Here is a 12214-nt window from a genome sequence, read left to right as displayed (position 1 = left end):
GCCACAGCTCGATATGAAACCGTTTACAGTCCGCAAATACCGTCCGCGCCCCCTGGTCCTGGCGGTCGTGATGGGCTTGGGCATCGCCCTGACCGCGCCGCTGGCAGTTGCGCAAGGCGCGCCCTCTTCGCAGCCGTGGATGGACACTGCATTGACCCCGGACCAGCGCGCCGACCGCCTGCTGGCGCAGATGAGCGAGGATGAAAAATTCCAGATGCTGCGCAGCTATTTCGGCCTGGGCACCGACAAGATTCCCAAGCCCGAAGGCGCGCTCGGTTCGGCCGGCTACGTTCCCGGCATTGCGCGCCTGGGCATTCCCGCCCAGCAACTGGCCGATGCCGGCGTGGGCGTGACCAACCCCGGCGGCATCCGCAAGGGCGACTACGCCACCGCGATGCCATCCGGACCGTCGACCGCATCGAGCTGGAACAGGCAACTGGCGTATACCGGCGGCAAGACCATGGGGCGCGAATCCTGGCAGCAAGGCTTCAACGTGTTGCTCGCCGGCAGCGTCAATCTGCAGCGCGACCCGCGTAATGGGCGCAACTTCGAATACGCCGGTGAAGACCCGTTGCTGGCCGGCACCATGGTCGGCGAATCGATTCGCGGCGTGCAAAGCGAGCATGTGCTGTCCACGATGAAGCACTTCGCACTCAACGATATGGAAACAAGGCGCAACTTTCATAGCGCGCAGATCGGCGAGCAGGCGATGCACGAATCGGACCTGCTGGCCTTCGAGATTGCGCTGAAGATCGGCGACCCGGCCTCGGTGATGTGTTCGTACAACAAGATCAACGGCACCTATGGTTGCGAGCACGATTACCTGCTCAACCAGGTGCTCAAGCAGGAATGGAAATACCCCGGTTACGTGATGTCCGATTGGGGCGGCGTGCATAGCGGTTCCAAGGCGGCGTTGGCCGGGCTGGATCAACAATCGGCTGGCGAAGTGTTCGACGCGGCGGTGTTTTTCGATACGCCGTTGCGCATGGCGGTGTCTGCCGGCGTGGTGCCGCGCGCGCGCTTCGACGACATGGTCAGGCGCGTGTTGCGTAGCCTGTTCGCGCATGGCGCTTTCGATCACCCCACCCAGCGCCAACCCATCGATGGCAAGGCCGGTCTGTTGGCTGCGCAACATGTGGCCGAAGAAGGCAGCGTGTTGCTGCGTAACGAGCAAGCCACATTGCCGTTGTCCAAGGACGTGCGTCGCATTGCCGTGATCGGTGGCTACGCCGACAAGGGCGTGATGTCCGGCGGCGGCTCCTCGCGCGTGGACTACACCATCAACGGCGGCAACGCGGTACCGGGCATCACGCCGACCACCTGGCCTGGCCCGGTGATCATCCACCCGTCTTCGCCGCTGCAGGCGCTGCGCGCCGCGTTGCCGAATGCGCAAATCGATTATGTAGACGGCACCGACCGCGCCGCTGCCGCACGCGCCGCCAAGGCGGCCGATGTGGCGATCGTGTTCGCCACCCAGTGGGCGGCCGAATCGGTGGATCTGCCGGACATGCGCTTGCCCGACAACCAGGACGCGTTGATCGAAGCGGTGGCCAAAGCCAACCCGAGGACCACCGTGGTGCTGGAAACCAACGGACCGGTGCGCATGCCGTGGGCCGAGCGCGTGCCGGCGGTGCTGCAGGCGTGGTATCCGGGCATCGGTGGCGGTGAGGCGATCGCCAACCTGCTGACCGGCGCGGTGAATCCCTCCGGCCACCTGCCGGTGACCTGGCCGGTGGACGAATCGCAGCTGCCGCGTCCGTCGATTCCGGGGCTGGGCTTCAAGCCGGCCAAGCCTGGCGAAGACACCATTGACTACGCCATCGAAGGCGCTAACGTCGGTTACAAGTGGTTCGCCGCGCGCAAGCTGACACCACGCTACCCATTCGGCCACGGCCTGTCGTACACGCAGTTCCGCATGGGCGGGCTGCAGGTGGAGGCAAGCGGCAGCCAGCTCACCGCCAGCTTCGAGGTGGAAAACACCGGCTCGCGCGAAGGCGCCGCCGTGCCGCAGCTCTACGTCACCCTGCCCGACGGCCACGCCACCCCGCTGCGCCTGATCGGCTGGCAGAAGCTCACGCTAAAGCCCGGCGAAAAACGCAGCGTGCAGGTGGTGGCAGAGCCCAGGACCCTGGCCGACTTCGATGCCCAGGCACGTCGCTGGACGATCGCCGCAGGCACGTACCGCGTACAACTGGCGCGCTCGGCGAGCGAGCCGGTGCAAACTGCCCAGGTCACGCTGCAGGCGGCACAGTTGCCGTGAGCGCACGTGGCGCATGCACTAACCCGTGCGTGCGCCACCATCGGGCCGGTTCGGTTGCCATACTGCGTACGGGCGACGAAAAAAATGTGCCGGGTGCGTTGACAGCCTCGCGCGCAGCTTGCACAATTCGCCCCCTGAGTCGCCCAGGTGGCGGAATTGGTAGACGCACTAGCTTCAGGTGCTAGCGGGGGCAACTTCGTGGAGGTTCGAGTCCTCTCCTGGGCACCACGACTCACGGTAGATCGTAAAAAACCTCGCTTCGGCGGGGTTTTTTGCGTTTGGGCGATCGCCTGGGCTGGGCAGCGCGCTGCGCTGATCGACAGTGCGCTGCCGCCTGCTCGGCCATCGGGTCGGGCGCGCTACTGGCAGTCGAAGGATGCGCTCCGCTCGGCTGCGGGCATGGGGTCGCTGCGCAAGGTGCCTGTGCAGGTGCGTGCGTCATCGCTGATGCGCAGGGACACCTGCACTGCCTCACCGTACGCGCAAACCACATAGGTGCCGTGCGGGTCTGCATCATCGAAACGCCAGACCCAGTGCGCCACGCCACGCGGCTGCGCTGCTTCCGCGTTGCGCGGCACCAGTGCGGCACGCTCGCGGGGGGTGGCCCGAATACACGCCAATCGACGCTAACCGCAGCGCCTGGTGCGGGTCGACGCCGAGCTGCGCGCCCACCGGCAGGTCCGGGCTCTGCAAGGTGCCATCGGTGATGTGCAACGCGGCCGGGCACTGCAATGTGGGTTCGGCCAAGGCAGGCAAGGCAAGCACCGGTGCGAGAAGCACCGTTATGCACCGCAATGATCCAACGAACGACGTCCCTGCCATGATCGCAAACCCCTTGCGTGCAACTGCACCGTACGAAGCGGCAACATTGCCGCGTTTTGAAACCAGACCGCGCTGCAGACCTGGCCACGCTGGCCTGCAGCGCGTCGCGTGGCTTACTTGCTGCCGGCCATCTGCTCAAGATAATCGGTCAGATAATGCTCGGGATTGATCTGCTCCGACACACCGGCGTCATAGCCGACGCGCGCCGGCTTCGCCGCACCTGGCAGGTACAACTCGCCACCACCTTCGTCGAGGATCAGCAGCACATACGGACGGCCTTTCAGCTGAACCGTGTAGCGGGTGTCCTTTTGCGTGGCGGCCGTCGTTGCCAGCAGGATCTTGTCGTCGATCTCGCTGTCGGCACCGGTCACCTGCATCAGCGCCTGATTCTTTTCGCGCGGGCCGTAACGCAAGGTCGACACCTTGACGCCATCGCTGGAGCTATACGCCTTGGCTTGCTTGGCCACCTCCGGACGTGCGGCCGCGGCCTGCGTCTGCGCAACGGCAGCGATGCCAAGGAGTGGAATGAGCAATGTCGTCGCACAGACGCGACGCCATGAGGATCGAAACATCATCGAAGCTTCCTTGTGTGATGAAAAACGCAGGCGGCATGCCCGCGCACGACGCCGCGCGTGGCCCTCGCGGAAAAAACAGGACCGCGCTAGCGGCAGCGACGCATGCTACCCCAACCCCTGCGAGATCGCCTGGCACCTTACCTGCGCAAGCGGCCCATCGTGCGCGCATGAGAGCCGCCCTCACGCTGCCAACCAATGGTGGATCCGGCCGTGTTGACGCCCCGCCCTAAGCTGGTCTGCAGCACCGGCGTTTTCGGTGCGTAGCGCATGGGCAAATGCCCGCATGTCGCCATCAGCCGGCGAGTGCAGCGGAAAGGCGATGCGTGTTTTTCGAGATGGCACCGACGCCAAACGAACCGCTTGCCCACCGAGAACGCGGCAAAGAGCTGCTCCGGCGTCGCTGGCTGTGTGGTGTCCAGATCGGCAAGCCCATCGACGACGCGAAATAGCGGCTTGCCGTTGTGCACCACAGACACCGCCGACGATGCTGTAACGCTCTGGACAGAAGGGCTCAGTGCCCCCCTGCTGCTGCCGCGCTCCCGGCGCCGGCACCGAACGGCGGCTTTGCCAGCCACAGGAAGAAGATGATCGCCAGGAAGGTCCATCCAAGCAGATAGAAGATGTCGTTGAAGCCCATCTGCGAAGCCTGGTGGTTGATCATGTTATTGAGCGATGCCGCGCCGCGTTGCAGGTCGCCCTGCCCCATCGCGGTCACCTGCTCCTGCATGCCGGGCGTGTACACCGAAATGTGCTCGGTAATGTGCGCGTGGTGCACCTGGGTACGGCGTGCCCACAGGTAGGTCGTCAACGACGCGGCGAAACTCCCGCCCAGCGTGCGCAGGAATGTGGCCAGGCCCGAACCCGCCGCGATCTCGCGGCCATCCAGATCCGACAACAGAATCTGCAACACCGGCATGAAGAACAATGCCACGCCTACGCCCATCACCAACTGGATCGTGGCCACATGGCCGAAGTCCACCTGCAGGTTGAAATTGGAGCGGAAGAAGCTGGTGAAGGACATGAAGATAAAGGCGATGGTCGCCAGCATGCGCAGGTCGAAGCGCAGCGCGTATTTACCCACGAATGGCGTCATCAGCACCGGCAGGATGCCGATCGGCGCAGTCGCAAGGCCGGCCCAGATCGCGGTGTAACCCATATCGCGCTGCAGCCATTGCGGGATCAGCAGGCTCACGCTGAAGAACGCGGCATATGCGACCACCATCGCCAAGGTGCCGGCGCGGAAATTGCGATGCCGGAACAGCTTGAGATCGACGATGGGATCCTTGTCGGTCAACTCCCAGATCACGAACACCACCAGCGCCACTGCCGCGATGCAGGCCAGCACCACGATCTTGTCGGAAGAGAACCAGTCCTCGTCATTGCCCAGATCCAGCACCAACTGCAGGGCGCCCACGCCAACCACCAGCAGGATCAGGCCGATGTAGTCCATGCGCGGCTTTTCGAGCTGTTCGGGGCGATGCCGCAATTGCGAACCCACGATACTGCTGGCGATCACGCCCAGCGGCACGTTGATCAGGAAGATCCATTCCCAGCTGTAGTTGTCGGTGATCCAGCCGCCGAGAATCGGCCCGGCGATCGGGGCCACCACGGTAATCATCGCCAGCAACGCCAGCGCCTGTCCGCGTTTTTCGCGCGGATAGATCGACACCAGCAGACTCTGGGTGATGGGATACATCGGGCCGGCAACGAATCCTTGCAGCGCGCGCGCCACCACCAGCATCCCCATGCTCTGCGCCAGGCCGCACAGCAGCGAGGCAATGGTGAACGCCAGCGTGGACCACACGAACAACTTGGTTTCGCCAAACCGGCGACTCAACCAACCGGTCAGCGGCAGCGCAATGGCAGTGCTGACGGCGAACGAGGTGATCACCCAGGTAGCCTGCTGCGAACTGGCGCCGAGGTTCCCGGCGATGGTCGGCAGCGAGACGTTGGCGATGGTGGTGTCCAGCACCTGCATGAACGAGGCCATGGCCAGGCCCACGGTGCACAACGCCACGCTGGCCGGGCGAAATCCGGCGGCCGGCGCCGGTGCCGCCGGGCCGCCGGGCGCGGTGGGAGCTTGCGAAGACATGGTGGCTTAGCCCGCCTTGCTGGCAGCCTGCGAGGGCAGGTTGTCCTGGATGATGCGTTGGATGTCGGCGTCGGCAGCCTTGAGCTGCTGCGCATACACGTCGGTGGCGAACACCGCGCCGTTGGCGACCTGGGTCGGCAGCACGCTGCCCTGCTGATCGTGCAGGTTCACATCGACCTTCATCGACAGGCCAATCCGCAGCGGATTGCTGGCCAGCTGCTTGGAATCCACTGCAATGCGCACCGGCACGCGCTGCACGATCTTGATCCAGTTACCGCTGGCGTTTTGCGCCGGCAACAGCGAGAACGCGCTGCCGGTGCCCAGGCCCAGGCTCTGGATACGGCCGGTGTAGCTCACGCCGCCGCCGTACAGATCAGAATGCAGTTCCACTTCCTGGCCCAGGCGCATGTGCTTGAGCTGGGTTTCCTTGAAATTGGCTTCCACCCACACCTGCTCCAGCGGCACCACCGCCATCAACACGCTGCCCGGCTGCACGCGCTGACCCACCTGCGCCGAACGCCGTGCGACATAGCCGGACACCGGCGCCACCACGCCGGTGCGCGCATGGTTCAAATACGCCTGACGCAGTTGTGCGGCGGCGGTCTGCACGTCCGGCTGGTTGGCCACCGCGCTGTCGTCCACCAACGCTCGGTTACGCTCCAAGCTCTCGCGCGAGCCGCTTACGGCCGCTTCGGCGGCGGCCAGTTCGTCGCGGGCATGCGCCAGTTCTTCGTTGGAGATCGCGCCGGTGGCGGCCAGATTCTTACGCCGTGCGAAGTCCGAGCGCGCACTGCGCAGCGTGACTTCGCGAGCGGACAACTCCGCTTGCGCACCTTCCACGGTGCGATACAGACCGCGCACCTGACGCACGGTCTTGGCCAGGTTGGCTTCGGCCTGCTGCAAGGCGACCTCGGTGTCGGCCGGATCCAGCTGCACCAGCAACTGGCCGCGCTCCACACGCATGCCGTCTTCGGCGCCGATGCTGACCACGGTACCGCCCACCATCGGGGTGATCTGCACCTGGTTGCCCTGCACATACGCATCGTCGGTGTCTTCGTGCCAACGGCCGACCAGGAAGTACCACACCACCAGACCGATGATCGCCAGGATCACCACAATGGCCACGATGCGCAGCGCAGCGCGGCGCTTGCTGGGCGCGGCCGGTGCGGGTTGAGGAGAAGTTGAAGTCGTCTGGCTCATCGTCGATGTCTCAGGAATTCGGTTGTGCGGAAGTGGGCGCGGCGTGGGCGGTGTCGCGTGCGGGTTCCGGCGTGAATCCGCCGCCCAGCGCACGCTGCAACCTCACCGAGGCCAGAAGTTGTTGCGACTGCAGCCCGGCCATGCGTTGGCGTGCGAGGAGCAACTGCTCCTGTACGCTGAGCACTTCCAGATAGCTGCCGATGCCGGCGCGGTAACGCTGCTGGGCCAGATCGAAGGCGGCCGTGGCGGTCTGCACGGCATCGTTCTGCGCCTGCGCGCGTTGCTCCAGCGAACGCACGGCGGTGACCTGGTCGGCCACTTCGCGCAGCGCAGAGATCACTTTCTGGTTGTAGTCGGCCACGGCCAGGTCGTATTGCGCGTCGCTGCCGGCCAGATTGGCGCGCAGCTTGCCGCCGTCGAAGATCGGCAGGCTCAGCGCCGGCGCGACCAGCCCGAACACCGAGCCGCTTTCCAGCAGCTTGCCGACATCCGGGTTGATCACACCGCCCAGCGCGGTGAGGTTGAGGCTGGGATAGAAGCGGGTCTTGGCGACTGCGATGTCCTTGTCGGCCGCCTCCACGCGCCAGCGTGCCGCCACCACGTCGGGCCGACGACCCAGCAGGTCGGCCGGCAGGATGCTCGGCAACTGCGTGGCGATGCCCCCGCCGAGTACGGGACGGGCGATGTCCAAACCGCGATCCGGGCCCTGCCCGACCAAGGCCGCCAGCGCGGTGCGGGCTTCGTCGATCTGCTGCTGCGCCGATTGCAGCTGCTGCTGCGCGGCCGGCACGCGCGCTTGCGCCTGGCGCACCTGCAACTCGCTGTCGATGCCGGCGCTGCGGCGTTGCCGGGTCAGCTCCAGGGTCTTCTGCGCACGGCTCAATTCGTCGTTGGCCAAGTCGTGCAGGCTCCACGCGTACGCGAGCTGTGCATAGCCTTCGGCAATCGCAGACGACAGATTCAAGCGTGCCGCCTGCGCATCCACTTCGGCCGCATGCGCCTGGTCGACCGCCGCTTCCCACGCGCTGCGCTTGCCGCCCCACAGATCGATGCCGTAGCGGAAATCCAGCACGACCTGCGCGCTGCCGCCGTAGCTGCCGCCGAGCTCTTCGCCGACCATCGATTCAGGTAGCTGCAGGCCGGTGTAGCCGCCGGACGCCGACAGGCTGGAGCCGCGCTCGGCCTTCGCAGTGCCGATACGCGCCTGCGCCTGATGCAGGCGCGCATCCGCCGCAGCGAGGCTGGGACTGTGCTGCAGGCCTTCGGCGATCAGCGCGTCCAGCTGCGCATCGCCCAGCGCGCGCCACCAATCGCTGGCCGGCCACGCGGCCGGACTCAACGTGGTTTGCTGCGCCAGGGTGCGCTCTGCATGCAGCGTGCTCGGATCCAGCACGGCGCCTTGCGGATTCAGCCCACGGCTGCTGGCGCAGGCGGCCAACGCCAATGCCAGGGCGGTGATAACGAGCGGCCGCGCCAGGCGCATCGAGCGCGGGCGCAGCATCTGGGTCGGGGAACTAGCAGCGTTCATGAGTTGAGTGCATCGCGGACACGGATAAGAAGTGAGGTAAGAAGTTCGCGCTCGGCCGCGGACAGGTCGCGCAGGCCGTGCTCGATGGCGCGTTCGCCGCGCAGGCGCAACCGCTCCCACAGCGCCACGCCTTGCTCGGTCATGACGATCTGCAGCGCGCGCCGGTCTTGCGCATGCGGCTCACGCCGCACCGCGCCCAGCGCTTCAAGCTTGTCGAGCAGGCGGGTCACCGCGCTCGGGGTCTGGTCCAGCGCCAGCGCCAGTTCGTTGGCCGTGCACGGGGAGCGCACCGCCAGGATCTTCAGGCCCACGTAGTGGCTGAAACCGAAATCGGGCAGTTCGCCCTTCATCTCGGCATCGAGCTGGCGCATCAGCGCATCGCGCACCTGACGCAGCAACAGGCCGAACGACGGTGTGGCGGAAGACGAAACATTCATGCCGCACATTTTGTTCCGAAAAATATATTTGTCAACGCAATTATCCCGCCAGGGATTAAACCGCCCGCAAGGATCGCCACCTTACGCGGCGCGTGCGCTGGCTCGGTAATACAATTCGGCCAATGAGTATCGAAAACCCGCCAACCCAGATCGATGCCCTGCCGCCAGGCGTACGCGCCAGCTTTGAAAGGGCCGATGGGCCGGTGCTGATCGCGTTCCTGGCGGAGCTGCGCGAGGTGTGGGCGCCGGAAACTGCCTGGCACGCGCATGTCCGCGGCCAGCTGATGTATGTGGAGCATGGCGTGCTCACCGTACATACCGAACAGGGTGCCCTGTCGCTGCCGCCGGGCTGCGCCGGCTGGATGCCGCCCGGGCAGCAGCACACCGTGGAGCTGGCCGGGCCGATGCGCGGGTGGGGCGTGATTGTGCGGCCGGATGCCTGCGCCGCCCTGCCTGCGCGAGGCGGGGTGATCCGGCTGACCGGGCTGGCCCGCGAGGCCATCATGCGGGCCGCCGACTGGCCACTGGATCAGCCGCTGGATGCCGCCCAGCAACGCCTGGCCGCGGTGCTGCTGGACGAGCTATGCCAGGTGCAGATCGACCACCTGCACCTGCCGATGCCGGCCGACCGCCGGCTGCTGCGGATCGCCCGCCAGTTGCTCGACACGCCCGCCGACCCGCGCCCGCTCGACGCCTGGGCCGACTGGGGCGGATTGTCGCCGCGCAGCCTGAGCCGGCATTTCCGCGACGAGACCGGCCTGAGTTTTGCGCAGTGGCGGCAGCAGGCGCGGCTGACCGAAGGCCTGCGGCGGCTGAGCCAGGGCCACGCGGTGGCGCAGGTGGCCGACCAGCTTGGCTACAGCAGCCCCAGCGCCTTCGTCAGCGTGTTCCATCGCCATTTCGGCGCCCCGCCCACCCGTTATCTGGCCGGCCCGCATGCGCGCGGCTTGGCATCCCCCGCCGCATCCGGATAATCGGCGCTCTTCGAGCCCGCTCCCCGGCGCGGGTTCCTCTTCACGCAGGACCTGGCTTTACATGACCGATCTGACCCGCCCTACCTTCCACGGCTTTGAACAGCTGCCGCTGCGCGAATACGCCGAACGCGCCTATCTCGACTACTCGATGTATGTGGTGCTCGACCGCGCCCTGCCGTTCCTGGGTGACGGCCTGAAGCCGGTGCAGCGCCGCATCGTCTACGCGATGAGCGAGCTGGGCCTGAACGCCGCCGCCAAGCCGAAAAAATCCGCGCGTACCGTGGGCGATGTGATCGGTAAGTACCACCCGCATGGCGACAGTGCCTGCTATGAGGCGCTGGTACTGATGGCGCAGCCGTTCTCTTACCGCTATCCGCTGATCGAAGGCCAGGGCAACTTCGGCTCCACCGACGACCCCAAGTCGTTTGCAGCGATGCGCTACACCGAGTCCAAGCTGACCCCGATCGCCGAAGTGCTGCTGGGCGAGCTTGGCCAGGGCACCACCGATTGGGCGCCCAACTTCGACGGCACCCTGGAAGAGCCCACCTGGTTGCCGGCACGCCTGCCGCACCTGCTGCTCAACGGCACCACCGGGATTGCGGTGGGCATGGCCACCGACGTGCCGCCGCACAATCTCAACGAGATCGTCAGCGCACTGCTGCGGCTGCTCGATGACCCTGACGCCACGGTCGCGCAGCTGTGCGAGCACGTGCTGGGCCCGGATTACCCGACCACCGCCGAGATCATCACCCCGGCTGCGGACCTGCGGAACATCTACGAGACCGGTCACGGCAGCGTGCGCGCGCGCGCCACCTACAAGAAAGAGCACGCCAACATCGTCATCGATGCGCTGCCCTACCAGGTCTCCCCGTCCAAGGTGATCGAGCAGATCGCCCAGCAGATGCGCGCCAAGAAGCTGCCGTGGCTGGAAGACATCCGCGACGAGTCCGACCACACCAGCCCGGTGCGGGTGGTGCTGGTGCCGCGCTCCAATCGCGTCGATGCCGAACAGCTGATGGGCCACCTGTTCGTCACCACCGATCTTGAGCGCAGCTACCGCGTCAACCTCAACGTGATCGGTCTGGATGGCCGCCCGCAGGTCAAGAACCTCAAGCACCTGCTGAGCGAATGGCTGAGCTTCCGCAGCGATACGGTGACCCGCCGCCTCAACCATCGCCTGCAGAAGGTCGAGCGTCGCCTGCACCTGTTGGAAGGCTTGTTGATCGCCTTCCTCAACCTGGACGAAGTGATCCGCATCGTCCGCAGCGAAGACGAACCCAAGCCGGTGCTGATCTCGCGCTTCGCGCTGAGCGAAGAACAGGCCGAATACATCCTGGAAACCAAGCTGCGCCAACTGGCGCGCCTGGAGGAAATGAAGATCCGCGGCGAACAGGAAGCACTCGCCAAGGAACGCGCGCAGATCATGGCGATCCTGGAAAGCAAGACCAAGCTGAAGAAGCTGATCAAGGACGAACTGACTGCCGACGCCAAGAAGTTCGGCGATGCGCGGCGTTCGCCGCTGGTGCAGCGTGGCGCCGCGCAGGCCATCGACGAAACCGAAATGGTGGCCAGCGAACCGATGACCGTGGTGCTATCGGAGAAGGGCTGGGTGCGGGCAGCCAAGGGCCACGAGGTGGATCCTGCCGGCATGTCCTATCGCGAAGGCGATGGCCTGCTGGCAGCAGTGCGCAGCCGCAGCACGCATCAGGTGGCGTTCCTGGATTCGGACGGCCGCGCCTATTCCACCGCCGTGCACACCCTGCCCTCGGCGCGTGGCAATGGCGAACCGTTGACCGGACGGTTTTCGCCGGCCTCGGGCGCGGCGTTCCAGGTCATGGCCAGCGCCGACAACGCCACCCGCTTCGTGCTGGCATCCTCGCACGGCTACGGCTTCGTCACCCGTTTCGAAAACCTCACCGGCCGCAACAAGGCCGGCAAGGCGATGCTCAATCTCACCACCGGCTCGCATGTGCTGACGCCGGCCCAGGTAAGCAACCCGCAAACCGATCGCATTGTCGCCGTGACCAGTGCCGGCAATCTGCTGGCGGTGCCGGCCACCGACGTGCCCGAGCTGGACAAGGGCAAAGGCAACAAGATCATCGAGATCCCCAAGGCCAAGCTCGGCACCGAACGCGTGGTGGCCGTGGTGGCGGTCGCACCAGGCAACACGCTGCTGGTGCGCAGCGGCGCACGCACCATGAGCCTGTCGTTCAAGGACCTGGATACGTATGTGGGTGCGCGTGCGAGCCGTGGATCGCTGTTGCCACGTGGGTGGCAGAAGGTGGACGGGTTGGAGGTGCAGTAGGAGACGGCAATTCACTCGTCC

The 12214-nt window shown here is 65.9% G+C and carries 10 protein-coding genes and 1 tRNA gene; 4 read left to right on the top strand and 7 right to left on the bottom strand.

Features of this window, described 5'->3' with window-relative positions; all coding sequences use genetic code 11:
• Window positions 1-70 precede the first annotated feature (70 nt).
• Together ACCQ15_RS07275 and ACCQ15_RS07270 are read left to right on the top strand one after the other, a co-directional pair.
• Entirely contained in the window at window positions 71-2260 is a 2190-nt protein-coding gene (locus ACCQ15_RS07275; RefSeq protein WP_372381547.1) for a beta-glucosidase family protein, read from the top strand.
• 141 nt (window positions 2261-2401) lie between these two features.
• Window positions 2402-2488, top strand: a tRNA-Leu gene (locus ACCQ15_RS07270).
• A 131-nt stretch (window positions 2489-2619) separates the two neighbouring features.
• On the opposite strand, the gene ACCQ15_RS07265 is transcribed toward ACCQ15_RS07270, so the two are convergent.
• The 7 genes from ACCQ15_RS07265 to ACCQ15_RS07235 form a co-directional block, all read right to left on the bottom strand.
• Window positions 2620-2838, bottom strand: a complete 219-nt coding sequence (locus ACCQ15_RS07265) for an STY0301 family protein (RefSeq protein ID WP_343231426.1) — start codon at window positions 2836-2838, stop codon at window positions 2620-2622.
• Between the two features lie 357 nt (window positions 2839-3195).
• Window positions 3196-3657 carry a hypothetical protein gene (locus tag ACCQ15_RS07260; RefSeq protein ID WP_011346915.1) on the bottom strand — a complete coding sequence of 154 codons (462 nt, stop codon included), beginning with the start codon at window positions 3655-3657 and terminating at the stop codon, window positions 3196-3198.
• Between the two features lie 137 nt (window positions 3658-3794).
• A complete protein-coding gene (locus ACCQ15_RS07255; protein WP_080721077.1) occupies window positions 3795-4133 on the bottom strand; it encodes a serine hydrolase in 339 nt (112 codons plus the stop codon).
• 35 nt (window positions 4134-4168) lie between these two features.
• On the bottom strand, window positions 4169-5749 hold the full coding sequence (locus ACCQ15_RS07250) for a DHA2 family efflux MFS transporter permease subunit (protein ID WP_014089768.1): 1581 nt from the start codon (window positions 5747-5749) through the stop codon (window positions 4169-4171).
• A gap of 6 nt (window positions 5750-5755) precedes the next feature.
• A complete protein-coding gene (locus ACCQ15_RS07245) occupies window positions 5756-6949 on the bottom strand; it encodes an HlyD family secretion protein (protein WP_122273106.1) in 1194 nt (397 codons plus the stop codon).
• Between the two features lie 10 nt (window positions 6950-6959).
• Entirely contained in the window at window positions 6960-8450 is a 1491-nt protein-coding gene (locus tag ACCQ15_RS07240; RefSeq protein WP_372381546.1) for an AdeC/AdeK/OprM family multidrug efflux complex outer membrane factor, read from the bottom strand.
• A gap of 23 nt (window positions 8451-8473) precedes the next feature.
• Complete coding sequence (locus ACCQ15_RS07235; protein WP_014089765.1) at window positions 8474-8914, bottom strand: MarR family winged helix-turn-helix transcriptional regulator; 441 nt, start codon at window positions 8912-8914, stop codon at window positions 8474-8476.
• 122 nt (window positions 8915-9036) lie between these two features.
• Here ACCQ15_RS07235 and ACCQ15_RS07230 point away from each other — a divergent pair, with 122 nt between their 5' ends.
• A complete protein-coding gene (locus ACCQ15_RS07230) occupies window positions 9037-9888 on the top strand; it encodes an AraC family transcriptional regulator (RefSeq protein ID WP_057681608.1) in 852 nt (283 codons plus the stop codon).
• Window positions 9889-9949: 61 nt separating this feature from the next.
• The gene (gene parC, locus ACCQ15_RS07225) at window positions 9950-12193 is read left to right on the top strand and encodes a DNA topoisomerase IV subunit A (RefSeq protein ID WP_081216239.1); all 2244 of its coding nucleotides are present in this window, start codon (window positions 9950-9952) and stop codon (window positions 12191-12193) included.
• Window positions 12194-12214: the final 21 nt, after the last annotated feature.

It is taken from the genome of Xanthomonas sp. NCPPB 1754 (assembly GCF_041475725.2).
GTDB classification, from domain to species: Bacteria; Pseudomonadota; Gammaproteobacteria; order Xanthomonadales; family Xanthomonadaceae; genus Xanthomonas; species Xanthomonas euvesicatoria.
Note: the sequence above shows the minus strand (reverse complement) of the source record. Positions and strands in the feature narration are given on the sequence as shown.